We start from the raw sequence: 17,839 nt of genomic DNA, 5'->3' as shown, positions 1-17,839 counted from the left end.
ATGAGCATGCGTAAGAATACGGATAAGCTTATGAAGGTAACGATTTTGTGTTCCGGTTTCGGATTGGGCTTTTATACCCCTGGCTTGTTGTTGCAAGCGGGTCTTCGCAGGCTGGGCGTGGATACGGCGATTCATGTATTTGAAAATGTGCTGCCAGAATCGGCCCGTCTCAAGGTCGACAAAAGCCGCAAAGCTTACCATGACAATTTTGCGGTGGCCTTAATGTCACAAAAGGTTCCGCAGGATATGCGTAATTCACTGGATCTCGCAGCGATGGAAGTACTGCTGAACCAATGGATAGAGGAAGATCGGCGGTATTTTATATGCTTATCCGGTCATTGGATGTATGTACTGGAGGAGTATCGCAAGCGCAGAGAACCGGAGTCGGTGCATGTGGACATCGTGTACATGGATTCGACACCTTCTCCTTCCTGGAAAAATCTAGCCAAGCATAACCCGCGTTTTGCGGATGGCTGTGGAGAAACGACCTTTTTTGAAAATGATAACAATAGAGTTAGCCACTATATTGATGTACCGGCCGTGGAGTATGTACCGTTTGAAGCACGGCAATCCCGCTTATTCGTACATGGCGGCGGTTGGGGGATGGGCACCTACCGCGACAAGGTTGGACGGTTGGAAGAAGCGGGCTGGGAGCTGGACCTGCTGTTGTATGATCAGGATCAACCGGATGAACAGCGGGACAGTATACGCTATTTTCAGATGGACCCGCAGTGGAGGACATGGCAGCGAAATGAAGCCGGAGAGCATACATTTCCACCTTTCGGAGAGGTGAAAAGAGGCGAGAAGACAGTGTATCAGGTTGGACCGGATTACCATAGCATGCTGGACCAAGCATGTCGTGTCCAGGCCATTGTCAGCAAGCCCGGTGGTGGCAGCCTAACCGATTCGTTCGCTACAGCTACTCCGCTCATTATGCTGGAGCCATTTGGTGTGCATGAGAAGCATAATGCGGATCTATGGGAACGGCTTGGACTGGGTATGCGGTACGATACTTGGATACAAACCTATGACGGCAGTGCTCAGATACTGGAGGATATGCATCGCAGGATCGTAGAGCTGCGCAGTCGAACGCCGCGTTATATAGAGTCCTATGTGAATAGCATCCAAATGTCAGCAAGCTCACTGGGAATGGAGCAGGGGTCATGAACGCTACCGCGGCTGCGCAAGAACCTGCGATGCGAGATATTCGCTTTGGGATCATTGGCTGTTCTGCTATTGCTCCGCGTGCCTTGCTGGAACCGATCCGACATGTAGCAGGGGCACGCGTGACCGCGCTTGCGAACCGCACGGTTGCCAAGGCAGGAGAAATGGCAGATCGTTTTGGCGTCAGTGTCATTTATCGGCATGCTGAGGATATGCTAAAGGACCCGGAGATCGACGCTGTATATATTGCGCTCAGCAACGACTTGCATGCCGAGTGGATTGGCAAAGCACTACGGGCTCATAAGCATGTGCTGGTGGAAAAACCGTTATGTCTGAATACGGCTGATCTGGCTCCCTTGGCAGCCACAGTCGAGCAGAGCAGCGCTTACCTGCTGGAGGGAGTCATGGTGCAGCACCATCCTTGGCAGCATGAGCTGCGGAGGATCGTAGAATCGGGGCGTTATGGTCGCTTATGCTCCATAGAGACGAGTCTATGCATTCCGGCAAAAGAAGGACATGCGGACAATTACAGATCTCGTCCGGAGCAGGGTGGGGGATGCTTTTGGGATCTGGGCGTGTACTGGCTACAGCTGCTTCAAGCCATCGTTGGATTGGAGCAGGCTGAATTCCACAGTCAATCGGATTTTGATGGTCCTCATGGCTGTGACTGGACATTTCGTGCGCAAGCCCGTTATCCGAGCGGATTGAAGGCATCTGCCCTCTTTTCATTTGAGCGCCCTTATCACTGTGCTCATGTACTGACCTTTGATTCGGCAGTAGTCACTTTAAAGGACTGCTTTCGGGCAAATTTAGGTTTTTATAAAATGACACTCAAGACGGAAATAAAGAAGGATATCATGCCGAATATAACGGATGCGGACTCACTGCCTGTGTTATCACAGACATCTTCGCATACCAAAACGGTTTTCGAGCCTATGAACTATTATGTCAATCAGTTGAATACCTTTTGCAGCATCATCCGGGGAGAAGCGGAGCCCATTCCATTTCGCGAGGCTGCTGAACGCGTCAGACTGCTGGCAGCCATTCATGAAGCAGCACGCTCGGGCGAGACGATCTATGCAGTATGAGTATGATTGTGTTTTCGAGCGGTGGGGAGCGAATGATGCAAAATACTGAGTATCAAGGCAAAGAGAGGAGGGGAATTCAGTAGATGGATAAAAAGGACGAAGCCCTACTGGAGCGTTTCGGCGAGCATCCGACGCCATTTTACTATTATGACGGGGATGCGCTGCATGCCCATGTCAGCTCGTTACTATCCCGATTGCACCCGGCCGTGCGTGTACATTATGCGCTCAAGGCTAATGGTAACGTAGCCTTGGCTGGGCTGCTGCGCTCGTTAGGTTGTGGTGTTGAGATTGCTTCGGCTGGAGAAATGTTCGTCGCTATGGAGGCCGGGTACGCTGCGGAAGACGTGCTGTACGCCGGACCGGGAAAAACAGTAGCCGAGCTGAGCGAGGCGGTAGCCTGTGGAATCGGCTGTATTCATGTCGAATCGGTGAGGGAGCTGCGTCTGTTGGAGGACATTGCTGCCCAAGCGGGCCAGCTTGTCAGGGCAGCGGTTCGCATCAATCCCGATAACGACTTGTCTGGAGCAACGATTAAAATGGGCGGTGTTCCGCGCCCCTTTGGAGTGGATGAAGGGCAGCTGGATCACTTTTTTAAGGTGCTGGAAGATTGCCCGCACGTCAATTTTCAAGGTATTCAGGTATATACAGGTACGCAAATGTTGAAATCGGATCAGATTTTAGCTTCATTTGCGAATACGCTACAGTTGGCAGAACGGGTACAGGCTCAGTATGGTGTGGCAATGCATACGGTCAATTTGGGCGGCGGGTTTGGTGTACCTTATTTTGCTCATGAGCAACCGCTCGATATGGATCACGTCATTGACGGACTGAACGCACTCGCGGAGCAGACCCGAACCCGCATGCCCGGGGTTAAGCTAATCATCGAAAGCGGCAGGTATCTGGTCGCTCAATCGGGCATGTATGTCTGCCGAGCATTGTATACAAAGGAATCCAAGGGGGAGAAGTTTGTCGTGGCTGATGGTGGCATGAATCACTACGCCGCAGCTACTTTTCGAGGACGCCGAATTAGGGACAACTACCCGGTGCGAATTATGCGCAGGCAAGCGGGAGAATTGAAAGAGCCCAAAGAACGAGAAGTGGAAGCAACCCTATGGATGGGGCAAAGAGACGCTTCTGCTCAAACGGCTGTGGCTGTCGAACAATCATTAGAAGAGGTTGCAAACCGAATAGGAGGGCCTCTGGAAGAGGCATCCATGGAGCTTGAGACGGTAAGCATTGTCGGTCCGCTTTGTACACCCGAGGATTGTATTGTGAAAAAAGCGCAGCTTCCTCCGATTCACGAGGGCGATTATATTGCCTTTCCGAATGCAGGTGCCTATGGATTAAGCTATAGCCCACTACAATTTCTGGGACATGCTACCCCGACGGAGCTGCTCGATTTTCGTGGGGAGGTGCATGTCATTCGTGAACACGGTGACCGCACAGACCTGCTGCATCATCAGCGCATGATTCCGTTGCCTGAGGATGTGCAGTAAGTATGTAAAAAAACGCCAAACTCATGGGAACCGATATAAATCGGACCTGTGATTTGGCGTTTTTTACATGATGAGTAGGGTAGCATCGACTTATTGTTGCTTGGAGCTGCGCATTTCCTGACGCACAAGCTGCCATACCATAAAGATCAGTACAGCGATTTGTGGGACAAATGTTTCCCACGTTGGATACATTCCCAGCCAGCTAATGGACGGAAGCGAGGAGGCAGTGTGCCCCGGAAGCTTACCGGCCACCTGAAGCGAATGAATACTTTCGCCCAGGAATCGGAATACGAGATAGTAAATCAGTACAGTGGCAGTCAGGAAAAAGGCGCGAATTGGCAATCGTACACTGAATTTAATGATCGCAAACGCCAGAATGACCAGAATAATCGTCGCTGAGCCAATGCCGATCAGCAATTGTGAGGTTTCGATGGCTGGAGCCATACCGACATAAAAGATAGCTGTCTCGGCTCCTTCACGCAGAATTGCGAGCGCAGAAACCGCAAATAGCGACCACAGGCTTCCTCGTGCCAGTGCGTTGCCCACGCTGTTTTCCACAAAGCGGTTCCATGCGGCAGCGTTGGATTTGCTATGCAACCAGCTACCCACGGTCAGCATCAGCACGACCGCCACCAGCCCGGTGACACCTTCCAGCAGCTCACGCATGCTGCCTGATGCGGCAGCTGCCACCAGTGTGGTGAACAGCACTGCCAGAATTCCGCTCAGCACCAGCCCCGTTCCGGCTCCTGCCCATATCCAACGTCCAGCCACGGCTTCGCCGCTTTTTTTGGCATACGCCAGCAGAGCTGCGAGCACGAGGATGGCCTCCAGGCCCTCACGCAGCAAAATCAGCGCGGCATCCCACGCAGTGTAAGAACGTTCTTCCGTCAACGGACGGAGCCTGTTCAGCATCTGATCAAGAGTCTGAATGGCTTTGTCCGTATTCGGTGGAGAAGACAGCAGATATCCGGAAGTTTCGGTCATTTCATTTTCAATCGCAGTGTAAGACGTCGGATCGGAAATTTGTACATGTCCTTCGACGGAAGGCCACAGAGCGATAAACTGCACTACCTTATCAGCCGCTTGCTCTGATTGATTAGCTACAGCATCTTGGCGTGCGGATTCGAGCAAGGTGACTGCATCGGTCAGAGAAGCTGCCGAACCATTCGCCGTTCCCGTAGCCGTATTGCCTGTATCTGTTCCTTGGCCTGTGTTCGCAGACTTGCCCTGACTATAATCAGACAGCAGAGTCGTTAATTCCTGCATTTCCTTAAGAGCCTGTTCTTGGCGAATGGGCTCAGCTTGCATGGAGATGCGAATGAGACTGATTTTAGTTTCGAGCGAACTGTATACCGGAAAATTGTCCAAACGGATCGGTGTTTCTACCTGATACCAGGCTTTGACGATTCGATCGTAATCCACCCGGGCAGCAGCCCAATCGCCTTTTTGCATGGCGGCCAGACTGCCCTTCGCCATAGGAAGCAATTTTTCCGCTGCTTTGGCTCCAGCCGGGGCTGGTTTGTCCCCTTCGGCCGCAGTGACGTACTCATTGACCGAGCGCGCCAGCACGGATAAGGCAGCTTTCGCTGGTTCCCCGCCGCCACTGGCGAGTGTCTGCTCCGCATCGGTGAGTGCTTGATCTACAGCCGCGATGTGAGCTGAATCTCCGCCATTCGTTTTGGCGGCCTCCCACAGCGTGCGGAATTCTTTCAGATCCTTGGAGGCTTCCGTCCATTGAGCTTGTCCCGCCTCCACCAGCGCTCCGCCCACCACAGGCATTAGCTGATCATTGGTGACAGCTTTGGCATCCGTTTGTGCAAAAGCGACCGACCCGGAGCCGGACATGAACGGAGTGACGGTCAGCAGCAGAGCCGCCACCAGCACAAACACCCATCCCAAGCTTTTATTGCGCCGATTCATATAAATCCCCTTCCTTGCCTGCTGCTAAAATAACGTATCCCCGATGTAGCCGCCTTGCGATACACCCGGGAAGCAGGCGAACACCGCACTGCCTTTGTGTACAATGTATTCGTTCAGCTTGTCATTGCGTGCAAGCTTCTCCTGAATATGAACGAACTGCTTGAACAGATCACGCTGGTAGCTGATGAACAGCAGCCCGGCATCCAGCTGCCCTGTTTGCTTGTCCAATCCGCTTGAATACGAATAAGACCTCCGCAAAATATTAATGCTCCCGTCCCCATGAGCCAAAGCCACATGAGAGGTGGGAGGTGTAACTGGCTTGCCTTCCGGATTTTTGGCCGCCAGATCAAGCTTGTCGAACTCCTTGACCTTGCCGAGTGGGGCCCCGCTGCTGCGATGACGTCCAAAAGTATCCTCCTGGTCGCCCAATGTTGAGCGATCCCACACCTCTACCCGCATGCGTACACGGCGTACAGCCATATAACTGCCGTCGCCCATCCATGCTGGTCCGTCACTGGTCTGAGTCCACACCAGCCGATTCATCTCGTCTGCCTTGGAGGTGTCCGGGTTCCCCGTACCGTCCTTGAAGCCCAGCAAATTGCGTGGTGTGCTTCCCGCAGGATCGGCCTGTGCTGTTCGCTGGAAGCCTTCCTGCGTCCAGCGAAGCACCGCCGTTCCTCTGGCGATACGCGCCAAATTACGCAGGGCATGGAAAGCTACCTGCAAGTCATTGGCACATACCTGCACTCCGATATCGCCGCCGCACCATTGCTCCTCCAGGGCATCCCCTTGAAAACGGGGCAGCTCACGGAACTCGGCAGGTTTAAGCCCTGCCAGGCCGTATCGTCCATCAAAAAAGGATGGGCCCACACCAAAGGTGATCGTCGTGCGGGATGGCGACAATCCTGCCGCCTCGCCCGTATCGGAAGGAGGGAGGTTGAGATTTTCATTATCGTTGCCAAGGAGCACGCCAGAAGTCATTGTAGCGCTTGCTTCCGTCCAGGCTTTGAAGAGGCTACGCATCTGTTCCTTGTCGCTGGTTGTTAGATCGAAAGCGGCGAAGCAGATGAAATCCTGCGCCGGAGTCACAATACCTGCCTGATGCTTACCGTAAAAAGGGATTACATCTTTGGTATCCGCATCCGTCATCATGCTTTCGAGGCGTTGACCGGCTGACAGCACGGCTCCCACGCCCCCGCCGCCAAGCAGGAGGCCTAGTCCACCTACCCCGGCCAGCTTCAATAGGTCTCGGCGTGATACGGATTTGCTTTTTCCTGACGACTCATCTTCCACTAGCTTCGCATCCTTTTTTACCAGATCAGCCTGTTCATTATGGGATTCCGCATACTGCGGCTTTTCTTGCCCTTTTTGCCGCTTAAAGCCTTTCATATCATTACACTCCTAACAATTTCCCCATTTGGGACAACGGTTCTGCCAAGGCATCGAGGTTTTGGCTCAGCTTTTTAACTTCTTCCGGTTTCAGTTTTGTATACGATACATAGCCTTCTCCGTCTTTAAAAGGAGCCAACTCCTGCTGTAAGGCCGCAAAGCGCTCACCGATTTGTTTTTCCAATGCCGCATCTTTTTGGTTCAGATCTGTTTTCAAAATGTCATATATCTTTTGCGCGCCTTCTACATTGGCAGCAAAATCGTACAAATCCGTATGAGAATATCGCTCCTCTTCACCCGTCACCTTCGAGGTAGATACTTCATTCAACAACTCGACTGCACCCGTTACCATCAGGCTGGCGTCAATATTAACTGTTTCTACTTTGGCACGCAGCAGCTTGGCATCACTCAGCAGTCGGTCGGAAAACTCGTCCATTCCTTTGGTTGTGTTTTCTTCCCATAATGTTTTTTCAATACGGTGAAAGCCGCGCCAATCCGCTGCATCCACATCACCGTCACGTGCATCAATATTCGGGTCAAGATCACCCAGCGCTTCTGCAATCGGTTCAATCCGTTCATAGTACATACGTGCAGGGGCATATAGCGCCTTGGCTTTATCCAGTTCGCCAGCTTTGACCGCGTTCGTGAATTCTTCTGTCTTCTTCACAAATGTATCGCATTGCTCGATGGCATAGGTGCGGTAAGCTGTTACCGCTTGATCAAAATTGGGGGCAGAAGCGGCAGGAGTCGTTGTCTGTGTTGTGGCTCCTGCATCTTTGGTCGTTGCGGCAGGCTGCTGAGTAGCAGTTCCGGTTTGTCCGCAACCTGCGAACAGAATAGAAGAGACCAGCACTCCGGCCGGTACGGCATAACGTAGTTTCATAATCAATGAACACCCTTTCTGGCCAAACTGGCCCTGAACCATAGTCTGTTGCGCGATATCTATATCGAATTTTTATTTTGATAATGATTATCAGTCGCGGTTTTTCTTATCATAAGGCTGGCCCATATGCCTGTCAATACATAATTTAGACACAAAGTCCAACCCATCATTAAAGCAGCAAGTAAGGTGCCTATGCCCATTTTTATCCGCATATTGAACCATACCCGAGCACATGACATAAAATGTGTTGACTGTATCCCTTAACCTTGTTACACCACACAAAACCCGAGCAAGGAGGGGTGAAATTGACGAAGGGTAACGACCACAAAAACAAGTTTTTGTTAACTCACCGTGAACGTGAAGTATTTGAACTGCTCGTGCAGGACAAAACAACACGTGACATCGCCGGACAGCTATTTATTAGCGAAAAAACGGTCCGAAACCATATTTCCAATGTGATGCAAAAATTGAACGTAAAAGGTCGTTCACAGGCGGTCGTAGAATTAATCAGGCTTGGCGAATTAAAAATCTGACCTCTCGTTCCTTGCGGGGTACAAAGTCTTCTCGATGATCCTTCGACAGTGAAGGGTGGTCGGGAAGGCTTTTGTTTTGTGGTATGTTAGCTGATCAAACCTAGTAAGTTTATTCTATATTTCAAATTGAGGAGAGAAGCTGGGAAATCTATTGTAAACGTAAAACAAGCGAGTGTCATAGCAATGGACATTCGCTTGTTTTGATCGTTTTTTAGTTTAGAAACGATAATCCTGAAGCTGTTCCTGGCAGTTATCTATTCTTGCTAGCTCTGATTTGGGATAGCCCAGTCGTTTTGTTTTATTACTGCACATCCAGCAGGAACAATGGATTTTTCCTTTGGAGAATACACCATCAAATTTGACGACCCATCCCCGGTGTGCTGAAAGCCGTTTTTTACGCTGAATAACACGTTTTCTGTGGTGCCTAAAATAAGCTCGATACCGATTTTTTTGATTAGGTTTCATTACCATCACGCTCCCTTGGGCAAAGGCTCAGCCCGCAGGAGAAACCAAGGGTATAAGTAATACTTCTACGGGCTGAGCATGATGGTAATCAGATTTAAAGGAAGAGACATGTGGCCACCTGCTTGGAATTATTTTAAAGGTGAAAGTGGGGAGTGGATGTTCATTAAATCAAAGTCAACAATTAATTTTGTTTTTAGCATAAAATCAATGCCTAATATGCCATCAAATCCATACGGCTCTTGAATAGAGCTTAGTTGAATTGGAAATGTATCTAATTGAATATGCCCGATTTTTAGATGAGGAATTACCTGTTCGTAGCAAATTTTGTGCCGCCCACCCCGTACATCCGCTTTGCTCTCCCGTTAATGAAATCAATGTGAATGCCGATTTGGGCTAGTAAATCCGTATCAAACACTGTTGCAGCGCACCCTGTATCGAACAATACGTTTGGTAATAGAGCAGTTTGGTTGTGATGTCTCAAAGTTAAGGAAACAATTGGCAAACCATTATGGAGGTTAATCTTCATGTACGCTGCCGTACTCCTGAGAAAAACTCTTCTACAACCTCGACATCGGATCGACTGGTATGGAACACATACAGTTCGCGTGACGGATACAGTTTGTGAAAATGTTTATACCCGCTCCAAGCATCTTTCGGGTTGTCGTAATCCTGAATAACCGCCATGTCTTCAAGATTGCGCACGCGATTATTGGAACTGGCTTTTATAGCCTCAACCAACACAAATCGCCTCGGATGTGATTCGGCAATTTCTTCCCATTTCATCGACTTCACCTCGCTCTTTTTGCTTTATTTTATTATAACATAATCGGGGGGACGGCAAGGAAGCAGTAACCTCTACCATGTGATCAGTCCCGTAACCCTTTTAAAAAGGATGAAGGCTTTTGTTTTACAGAATAACCGCTGAAATATGTGGGAATTTGCGTGTAAATGATGTACTATATATAGAAGGAAGAAACTACCATTAGAGATCATAGTGCAACTAACAGGAGTGATCAAAACATAAGACTGTACCACAAAGTTATACTAAGATAGAAATGCATCTGGTGATAGTCTAAGAATATAAATCCCTACAAAGCAGTATTCAGCATGACGACAGGATGGAAGATGGATCAGGTTTTGAGCTATACTTTTATATATAGGTGTTGAAGAAGAATCACAAGGCAGAAAAAGCTCATTGCTTCAGGTAGTAGGAAGTAGCTTTTGCCTAGAGCTACCTGTGGTATATTCTTGATCGGAGGTGAACGTTAAGACATATGACACCCAACCAACACTTGATGACTTATACGCTGAACAGCGGTATAAAGGGAACTGTCGACCTAACCAGTAAGCAGGTGCAGGAATGGATCAAAGCATATCGAATTGGCAGCAAGTTTGTAACGGTTGTGGGGAAACAGTATTTTGGTTTAAACCCTGAGTTGGTAGCAGATTTCAAGGTACATAATGAATACTCGGAGCAGAGAGAACACATATCCATAATACAGCCTGTAATGGAACGCAAAGCTGTAGAGCTGGACCCACTGGTAGAGGCGTACAGCCAGTATAAAACATTAATTCAGGTAGAATGTAAATGTGGTGCTTCCTATATAGAAGAGTCACCGCATAAAAGAACCAAGTGGTCATGCAAGGAGTGTAATAACATTGTGTTCCTAGATCGTAAAAAGGGCATGGTGGATACGGATAAAGGCAAGGCGTGGTACATGACCAACAAATACTATGTGGAAAGACAAAGCAACTGACAGATTGTCAGTTGCTTTCTAACCATACACTCACACCTCTTATGTGCTTACCGAGCTATATTAAGTCTTTTGCCAAATAATAAAATTGATGTTTTTTGCGCTTTGTAGTACATTATCAAGTGTATTATAAGGAGGCTTCTCATGTACGGACATAGACAAGATGATACTTTATACATCATGACTTACACATTAAATAGTGGTATCAAGGGCACAGTGCCTTTGTCTAATCAACAGATACAGGAATGGCTTGAGTGTTACAGAATTGGCAAAAAATTCGTAACCGAGATCGGCAAAGAGTACTTTGGACTGCATGCGGAACTGGTGGCTGATTTTAAAGTTCATAATCAGTATTCAAGCTATCAGGAGGTTATTATCCCGATTCAACAGCCGGACACTGGCCTAAAAGAGTTGTCCCAGGCTTACAAATCAACAGAAACCTTAATTAAAGTAGATTGCAAATGTGGTACATCGTATGTAACAGAATCTCCCTTTAAGCGGACCAAGTGGTACTGCACCAAATGCCGGGAGATTGTTTTTCTCGACAACAAAAAGGGAATGGTGGATACCTCCAGAGGCAAGGCCCATTATATGACCAATAAGTATTTTGTGGAACGGGAAACAACTGGCGTATAAGCCGGTTGTTTTTTTGTTCGTAAGGTTTGTACATGTCCTGACTTTTCAAAGCCGATTGCGCTATAGTGAAAAAGGGGGCTTATGGAAATGTGGAGTATTTTGCTGAATCACGTTTTGTTGATAGGATTCCTGGCTGTTTTGATTCAACGGATTTACAAGCATCGCTTTCATCAGCAAAATGGTAGCAATTTTCTGCTATGCTTGTGGGGGATCTTGCTTAATCGGTACAATAGTTTGTTTGAACTGACAACGTTATATACGGTGTATACCGTTATTTTTGCAGTAGGAGCATTGTTGTTTGGAGGTTACTGGCTTGTGCAGCTATTGGAAAAGGGGAAAGATAAATCTTAATATAACGATAGTCAGGTGGTGAACGTCATCCGGGAAGATCATACGAATGGTACAAGAAACCGCATGAGCACGAACCATGTGTACATAAACGAAACGCTTCATTTGGAACAAATCATAAGTGACCTGCGGGTGATGGGCTATGTGGCTTTTCATCATCATCCGCAAATCACAGGTGAGATTGATGAGCTGGAGGCGTTAAAAAAGCAACTATTATCGTTTTTTCAACAGCATCATGTATTGTGGATTGAGCTTGATCCGCTAACGCAATATGTGGTGGTGAATAACATGGGGAAGGCAACGGTGCTCAAACTCATGGGTCGGAAATTGAACCCGCTACGGGATCTGAGAGCAAACGCTGCTTTGGCTGGACAGCCGCTGCATGAGTTGGATCGGGAGATAGAACGGCTCAATCGGCTAGCTCACCTGTTGCGCTACACCCGTTTTTCTTAAGCGACGGGACTAACGTAAAAAAAAGCATTCACGAAGCATGGATGGTTCCATGCTGTGAATGCTTTTTAGTATTCTATTTTTTACCGCATAAGATGAGCAAATCTACTGTGACATACGGTAAATTTATTTCCTGCACTTGCTGCCAGTCTGCTTCCGTAGCTCCCCACGATAAGGGAGTCATATGGAGCAAAGGTTTCATGAGGTCGGCATTTAACATAAAACGATAGGTTAACCGTTCGGCGGATAGAAGTTTAAAATGATCTTTAAATCGGCTTAATATATTGTCATTCGAATAAGCAGGCTTATTCTTTTTCTGTTCATACAAGCATCTCAATTCCCGAAGATAATATTGTTCGGGAATGACTTTCAGGACGCAGCCGTCCTCCGAAAGGATTCTTGTAAATTCAGCATAATTAGAAGGGGATAAAATATTGAATACACCGTCAAATTGTTGATTTGAAAACGGACAATGAGCCAGATCCGCAACACACCAGAGGGTATGAGGATATTCTTTGGCTGCGGCCACAATACCTTCTTTAGACAGATCCATACCTACGCTTGTAAGCTCAGTGATTCCCTTCCAGGTCAGCTTATCCTGAATGTGGCTCAAATGAGTGCCTTCCCCGCAACCTGCATCGAGCAAGTAAAGGTGTGATTTTTGATCAAACAGTGGCTTCATAAATTTCATTATAGTGCTGCTTATCGCTTCATTTAAGGGATCGAAAAATCCGTTATTGCACATCATTCTTCTGGAGGAAAATAGTTGTTTATCATATTTAGTCTTATAGGACCGGGCGGCTAAATGTAAATACCCGTATTTTGAGAGATCATAGCAATGCTGATTCGTACATAGGAGGCTTTTACCTTCCACCATACGCATCGGTTGAGAGCATAGAGGACACCTAAAGAGATGTTGATGCTTTCCAATCAGGTCAGCCTTCATCTCGTGTTTATTCCATTTGGACACAGAAAAGCACCCCGTTCATTCGTATTTGGTGAATGAAAAAAGGCACAGCCAAATAGACCCAACCCATTTTCGGAAAAATGGTTGAGTTTTCATGAACTGTACCTCACATTACCGTAAACGAATAAACTGAATAATCATATTATGTAGCGCTCCTCAAAAAAAATAGAAAGGGCTTTCGCCCTCTCTATTGTAACTTAGTCATAAGAAGTTGTCATGTGCTTACACCGATTTCAAAAACTCTACAATCGTCAGCAGACCCTTGTCAAAATTGTCCAAGTTAAAATGCTCGTTTGGCGCATGCAGGTTCTCATCTGGCAAGCCGAAGCCCATCAGCACGACTGGGGCAGTCAGCACACGGGAGAAGGTCTCCACGATTGGGATAGAGCCTCCATCCTTGGTAAAGAGGGCACGCACACCGTATACCTTCTCAAAAGCATCGGCCGCCGCTTGCAGAAACGCGTGTGACGGGTCGATGTTAAAGGCGTTCGCTTTTTCACCCTGTTGAATATCCAGGGTAGCTCCTGCCTGAACATGGGCGCGCAAATGGCGCTCGATTTTGTCCAGAATGTCTTGCGGATTCTGGTTAGCCACCAAGCGGCACGTGATTTTAGCATGAGCTTCTTTTGGAATGACCGTTTTCGTGCCTTCCCCTTGGAAGCCACCGTATACGCCGTTCAGCTCCAGTGTCGGACGTGCCCCAACACGCTCAACGAAGCTGAATCCTTCTTCGCCATAGAGAGAATCAAGTGCAAGATCTTGTTGCAGCTTGCTCTCATTGAAGCCTTGCTTCACGAATTCTTCTCTCATCTCTGCCGATAATGGAGCAACATCGTCGTAGAATCCTTCGACGCTTACGCCGCCTTTGTCGTCATGCAGGGTTGCCAGCAAGGACACCAGAGCATGCAGGGCATTCGGCACGCCGCCACCGAAAGAGCCGGAATGTAGATCTGTGTTCGCCGTGTGAATGGCGACTTCCAGTGAACATAGTCCACGCAAACCTGTGCAAATGGCAGGCTTCCCTTTTTCGATCAAGGAAGTGTCGGACACCAGTACAGCATCCGCGGCCAGACGTTCAGCTCCAGTTTGCAAAAACTCAAGCAAGTTCGGACTGGACACTTCTTCCTCACCTTCAATGCAGAATTTGATGTTCAGCGGCAATGTGCCTTCCTGCTTCAAAATGGCCTCAACTGCCTTAATGTGCAAGAAAACCTGCCCTTTATCATCTGTCGCTCCGCGCGCATACAATTTTCCATCACGGATGGATGGCTCAAACGGTGGCGTTTCCCACAGGTGAAGCGGATCTACGGGTTGTACATCATAGTGTCCATACACGAGGATCGTTGGTTTACCATGTGCGTGCAAATGATCCGCATATACCAGCGGGTGCCCTTTGGTTGGAATGATTTCAACGTTTTCCAGACCGGCAGCAGTCAGTTTGGCAGCGAGCCAATCAGCTGCTTGGTTAATGTCCTTTTTGTGCTCCGATAATGCTGAGATACTCGGAATGGACAACCACTCCTGTAACTCGCCCAGTTGTTGCTCTCTGGCTTTTTCAAAATAATCAGAATAACTCATATACTATGTATCCTCCTTTTTCAATGTAAATCGTGTGAATGTTGCGCTATCCTCCGAACGAGGTCGTGGACGATATGTCTAGTTTACTACGTTTTGTGCTGAACGAAAAATAGGGAGATAAAAAAACGATTCTACCCGGGTCTGTCCAGACCTGAGCAGAATCGCCCTTAACCAAGCATATGGATGTACTTATGCGCGAATGTCCAGTTGACCGCCAAGATGAGGCTGTACGCTTTTTTCCATCATCTGCACTAAAGCCTGTCCTTGTTCACTGGCCTGATCCTTAGCCATACTTAATACCTTCACACTTACGGCTTGAGCTAAGCTGGCCTGACTCATACCTGTTGATAATGCTGCGATATCCATGTTCCAACCCTCCCTCATTGTGAAGACTCTTTCTCTGTATTTATCGGTTGGAACGGTTATTTTGTTTCATCTAATTGGAATTGTGTCAGTAAATCTTGAAGCTGCTCCGCCAGACGGGTCAAATCTGCGGCAGACGAACCGATCTCTTCCATGGAGGCGAGCTGCTCCTCTGCGGCTGCGGACACGGTCTCCGTATGGGATGCCGCTTCTTCAGCGATGCGTGTAATTTCCTCCATGCTGCTGACGACTGAACTCGTTCCATCTGCGACTCCAGCGGTAGAAGCTGCGACGTTATCGAGCTGCTTCGCTGATTTGGCTACCGCTCTACGGATGCGAGAGAAGGAGCGACCGGATAGGTCAATGGAATTAATACCATCACTTACGCGTTCCTTGGCGGATTCCATAGCGACCAGGGCTTCAGATACACCGCTCTGTATCCCTTGAATCTGTTCACGAATTTGTTGTGCGGAATAAGCTGAGTTTTCAGCCAGCTTGCGGACCTCTGTCGCCACGACAGCAAAACCTTTGCCATGCTCCCCTGCGCGTGCTGCCTCAATAGAAGCGTTCAATGCGAGCAGATTAGTCTGGCTGGCGATTTCCGTAATGACGGTGACAATCGTTCCGATTCGTCCAGAGCGGTCACTCAAAGCACTGATGATGGTATCCAGTTCTTCCACGGTAGTGCGAATGCCATCAATGGAAACGACGCTGTTGCCGATATGCTCGCTGCCTGCATCCGACGCCTGAATGGCCTGTGCGGAGTAAGTGGTCATTTCAGCCATGGTTTCGGTCATAGCGGTAATGTCTGTTGCCATGCCGCTAATCCGTTCCTGATTATCTTTAGCGCTGCCCACTTGGCGTTCGCTGCCTGCAGCCACATCTTGAATGGCTATGGTCACATGCTCGATAGCCCGGGTCGTTTGTTCTGCACCTGCTGCAAGCTCTTGCGAGGATGCCGACAAATTGCCTGTCATCGCTTGAATTTCTTTAATCATGTTACGCAGGTTATCTACCATTTGTTGAAAATATCTTGATAATTCACCAATTTCATCTGTACTGGTCGTAGCCACGTTTATCGAAAGATTACCTTGGCTGATGGCATCCATAGAATTACGTAATCTTTGGATGGGCTTAAGTATACTGCTGATTAGCCACATTGCGAGCACACCAATGATGATGGCTGCAATCACCAACACGATGATCGTCGTGATAAGAATCGGTTGGGCGGAGGCACTGGTTTCTGCTTTGTCCATCGTTCCAGCAATTCTCCAGCCTGTCAGCGTATTGGTTTTGAAAATCAGGTGTTTATCTACGCCATTAATATCGTAACTAAAGCTACCTTCTTTGGAGGCAAATAATTCAGGTATCGTTTCCCCCATTTTGGTACTTCCGCTGACTTCTGTCGGGTGGGTAACGATACGTTTGGTACCATCTAATATCATAATATAGCCATTTTGTCCGATTTTTAAATTTGTGATTTCTTTTAAATTATTTAGGTTCAGCGAAAGACCGAGAACACCACTGTTGTCAGGAAGTGTACGTGAAATATATACAACGGGGACCTTAGCCGTATTGAGTCCGACAGGGCTGATTACGGTTTGTCCGGGTTTCTCCATGGCCTGTTTGTACCACGGACGTTCACGAGGATCGTTTGTGGAGCCTACGGCTTTGCCAATAATGAGTTTTCCTTCGGGAGTTCCTACAAACATATCAACAGCTTCCGCATGCATTTTTAAATACACTTGTAACCTTTTCAGGATGTCTTCATCTGCTTCGGCACTGTTATCACTAGCCGTCATCGTCGTAGAGTAATATTCGAGATCAGCGATTTTGGCTTGAATCGTTTGAGTAACTGCACGATCGGATGCGGTAACGCTAGTTGTCGCACTATCGAGTAATTGGCGGTCCGTCTGTTTATATGCTGCTTGATAAGAAAAAGAACTTACAATAATGCTTGGAACAAGCATGACCAGTAGAAATGCTGCTGTCAATTTCTTGCGTAGTGTTAATGTTTTGAGTCGTCTCAGTTGTTTCATCAAACCCCTGCTTTCTATCTACATATTCATTTCTAATATTTATACCATATGTATTTACTATCGGTTATTTTGAGCTGAATTGATAGATTTATTACTAATTTGTCCAATACGCTAAAGAATTTCTTGCATAGCATGGAGTATCTTGCAATTTGGAGGGATAAGGTATGGGTTTTTTTCTGGATATGAGAAGCTCCACCAATTCATCAAAAACAGGTGAGGGTCCCGATATACAGCTGGGTCCTATACCGGAGCGGTTCGGTTTGATCACCCTGCGGACCTTTCTTGTGCCGGGTCCGATTGTAACTTTTAGTGGTTCCATTGGCCTAATCGGTGAGCTTGGCGATACGTATGCGGTTGAAATCGTGCGTGGAGCCGACTATGATCCGAGTGAGGTAGTCTACCGCGCCGAGGGGGTACTGGGCGTGACTGGGGCTAATGAAACGCAAGCTTTTAATGCACAGGATCTATCTGCTCCCTGGGCAATACAAACAGTATATTCTTCTTATATTTCTGGTGTATCGACCACTGTTCGTAATGGTCCAGAGGTATTCACGGGCATTGCTTCGACTCCGTTTTTGTAAATATATCAGGTGATTATTTCTATAGTAAATGCTCGCTGCCTGTTCGTGGTTCTCCTAGGATAGTCCGCTGCGCTAACTAGCCACGAGCATAGACAGACATCTGCTGCAGACTCGTGGCTATAATTCTCAACAACAACACCCAGAGCACAAATGACCTAGTTGTTGTAATTTCCTTTATGAGCGTG

The 17,839-nt window shown here is 47.8% G+C and carries 19 protein-coding genes and 1 pseudogene; 9 read left to right on the top strand and 11 right to left on the bottom strand.

The window, feature by feature from the left end; genetic code table 11:
* The first annotated feature begins 6 nt into the window (after positions 1–6).
* The 3 genes from ACM1ND_RS21140 to ACM1ND_RS21130 all read left to right on the top strand — a co-directional run bounded on the left by ACM1ND_RS21140 (position 7) and on the right by ACM1ND_RS21130 (position 3,748).
* Positions 7–1,167 (top strand): UDP-glucuronosyltransferase, encoded by a 1,161-nt coding sequence (locus ACM1ND_RS21140; RefSeq protein WP_418026538.1) that lies wholly within the window; start codon positions 7–9, stop codon positions 1,165–1,167.
* Positions 1,164–2,252, top strand: a complete 1,089-nt coding sequence (locus ACM1ND_RS21135) for a Gfo/Idh/MocA family protein (protein ID WP_418026537.1) — start codon at positions 1,164–1,166, stop codon at positions 2,250–2,252. The genes ACM1ND_RS21140 and ACM1ND_RS21135 overlap by 4 nt, the downstream gene beginning before the upstream one ends.
* 83 nt (positions 2,253–2,335) lie before the next feature.
* Entirely contained in the window at positions 2,336–3,748 is a 1,413-nt protein-coding gene (locus ACM1ND_RS21130; protein ID WP_028541508.1) for an alanine racemase, read from the top strand.
* Between the two features lie 90 nt (positions 3,749–3,838).
* On the opposite strand, the gene ACM1ND_RS21125 is transcribed toward ACM1ND_RS21130, so the two are convergent.
* The 3 genes from ACM1ND_RS21125 to efeO are packed head-to-tail and all read right to left on the bottom strand — an operon-like array spanning position 3,839 to position 7,940.
* A complete protein-coding gene (locus ACM1ND_RS21125) occupies positions 3,839–5,668 on the bottom strand; it encodes an FTR1 family iron permease (protein ID WP_418026536.1) in 1,830 nt (609 codons plus the stop codon).
* A gap of 24 nt (positions 5,669–5,692) precedes the next feature.
* Entirely contained in the window at positions 5,693–7,057 is a 1,365-nt protein-coding gene (gene efeB / locus ACM1ND_RS21120; RefSeq protein ID WP_023990052.1) for an iron uptake transporter deferrochelatase/peroxidase subunit, read from the bottom strand.
* Between the two features lie 4 nt (positions 7,058–7,061).
* Positions 7,062–7,940, bottom strand: coding sequence for an iron uptake system protein EfeO (gene efeO / locus ACM1ND_RS21115; RefSeq protein ID WP_023990051.1), 879 nt, complete (start codon positions 7,938–7,940; stop codon positions 7,062–7,064).
* Positions 7,941–8,245: 305 nt separating this feature from the next.
* Here efeO and ACM1ND_RS21110 point away from each other — a divergent pair, with 305 nt between their 5' ends.
* Positions 8,246–8,473, top strand: a complete 228-nt coding sequence (locus ACM1ND_RS21110) for a helix-turn-helix domain-containing protein (protein ID WP_007431813.1) — start codon at positions 8,246–8,248, stop codon at positions 8,471–8,473.
* 216 nt (positions 8,474–8,689) lie between these two features.
* On the opposite strand, the gene ACM1ND_RS21105 is transcribed toward ACM1ND_RS21110, so the two are convergent.
* From ACM1ND_RS21105 to ACM1ND_RS21095, 3 genes are all read right to left on the bottom strand, one after another.
* Positions 8,690–8,938, bottom strand: a complete 249-nt coding sequence (locus ACM1ND_RS21105) for a hypothetical protein (protein WP_075154672.1) — start codon at positions 8,936–8,938, stop codon at positions 8,690–8,692.
* A 304-nt stretch (positions 8,939–9,242) separates the two neighbouring features.
* Positions 9,243–9,464: a hypothetical protein gene (locus ACM1ND_RS21100; protein ID WP_235322313.1), complete on the bottom strand. Its 222-nt coding sequence runs from the start codon at positions 9,462–9,464 to the stop codon at positions 9,243–9,245.
* The gene (locus tag ACM1ND_RS21095; protein WP_023990050.1) at positions 9,461–9,721 is read right to left on the bottom strand and encodes a hypothetical protein; all 261 of its coding nucleotides are present in this window, start codon (positions 9,719–9,721) and stop codon (positions 9,461–9,463) included. Before ACM1ND_RS21095 ends, ACM1ND_RS21100 begins: the two co-directional genes overlap by 4 nt.
* Positions 9,722–10,212: 491 nt before the next feature.
* Here ACM1ND_RS21095 and ACM1ND_RS21090 point away from each other — a divergent pair, with 491 nt between their 5' ends.
* The 4 genes from ACM1ND_RS21090 (at position 10,213) to ACM1ND_RS21075 (ending at position 12,129) form a co-directional block, all read left to right on the top strand.
* Complete coding sequence (locus ACM1ND_RS21090) at positions 10,213–10,695, top strand: hypothetical protein (protein WP_023990049.1); 483 nt, start codon at positions 10,213–10,215, stop codon at positions 10,693–10,695.
* A 141-nt stretch (positions 10,696–10,836) separates the two neighbouring features.
* Complete coding sequence (locus tag ACM1ND_RS21085; protein ID WP_013311697.1) at positions 10,837–11,328, top strand: hypothetical protein; 492 nt, start codon at positions 10,837–10,839, stop codon at positions 11,326–11,328.
* Between the two features lie 87 nt (positions 11,329–11,415).
* A complete protein-coding gene (locus tag ACM1ND_RS21080) occupies positions 11,416–11,679 on the top strand; it encodes a hypothetical protein (RefSeq protein ID WP_023990048.1) in 264 nt (87 codons plus the stop codon).
* 63 nt (positions 11,680–11,742) lie between these two features.
* The gene (locus ACM1ND_RS21075; RefSeq protein ID WP_176716863.1) at positions 11,743–12,129 is read left to right on the top strand and encodes a hypothetical protein; all 387 of its coding nucleotides are present in this window, start codon (positions 11,743–11,745) and stop codon (positions 12,127–12,129) included.
* Between the two features lie 73 nt (positions 12,130–12,202).
* Here the strand turns inward: ACM1ND_RS21075 and ACM1ND_RS21070 are convergent, their stop codons facing one another.
* From ACM1ND_RS21070 to ACM1ND_RS21050, 5 genes and pseudogenes are all read right to left on the bottom strand, one after another.
* On the bottom strand, positions 12,203–12,817 hold the full coding sequence (locus ACM1ND_RS21070; protein WP_226887829.1) for a methyltransferase domain-containing protein: 615 nt from the start codon (positions 12,815–12,817) through the stop codon (positions 12,203–12,205).
* A gap of 123 nt (positions 12,818–12,940) precedes the next feature.
* A pseudogene (locus ACM1ND_RS21065) lies at positions 12,941–13,072 on the bottom strand (putative RNA methyltransferase); the annotation flags it as partial.
* A 243-nt stretch (positions 13,073–13,315) separates the two neighbouring features.
* Positions 13,316–14,671 (bottom strand): dipeptidase, encoded by a 1,356-nt coding sequence (locus tag ACM1ND_RS21060; RefSeq protein WP_418026535.1) that lies wholly within the window; start codon positions 14,669–14,671, stop codon positions 13,316–13,318.
* A 189-nt stretch (positions 14,672–14,860) separates the two neighbouring features.
* Positions 14,861–15,037, bottom strand: coding sequence for a YjfB family protein (locus ACM1ND_RS21055; RefSeq protein ID WP_023990044.1), 177 nt, complete (start codon positions 15,035–15,037; stop codon positions 14,861–14,863).
* A gap of 56 nt (positions 15,038–15,093) precedes the next feature.
* Positions 15,094–17,073 (bottom strand): methyl-accepting chemotaxis protein, encoded by a 1,980-nt coding sequence (locus tag ACM1ND_RS21050; RefSeq protein ID WP_418026534.1) that lies wholly within the window; start codon positions 17,071–17,073, stop codon positions 15,094–15,096.
* A 164-nt stretch (positions 17,074–17,237) separates the two neighbouring features.
* Here ACM1ND_RS21050 and ACM1ND_RS21045 point away from each other — a divergent pair, with 164 nt between their 5' ends.
* On the top strand, positions 17,238–17,654 hold the full coding sequence (locus tag ACM1ND_RS21045) for a hypothetical protein (protein ID WP_023990042.1): 417 nt from the start codon (positions 17,238–17,240) through the stop codon (positions 17,652–17,654).
* Positions 17,655–17,839 lie beyond the last annotated feature (185 nt).

The organism is Paenibacillus sp. JJ1722 (assembly GCF_048282685.1).
Taxonomy (GTDB): domain Bacteria; phylum Bacillota; class Bacilli; order Paenibacillales; family Paenibacillaceae; genus Paenibacillus; species Paenibacillus polymyxa_B.
Note: the sequence above shows the minus strand (reverse complement) of the source record. Positions and strands in the feature narration are given on the sequence as shown.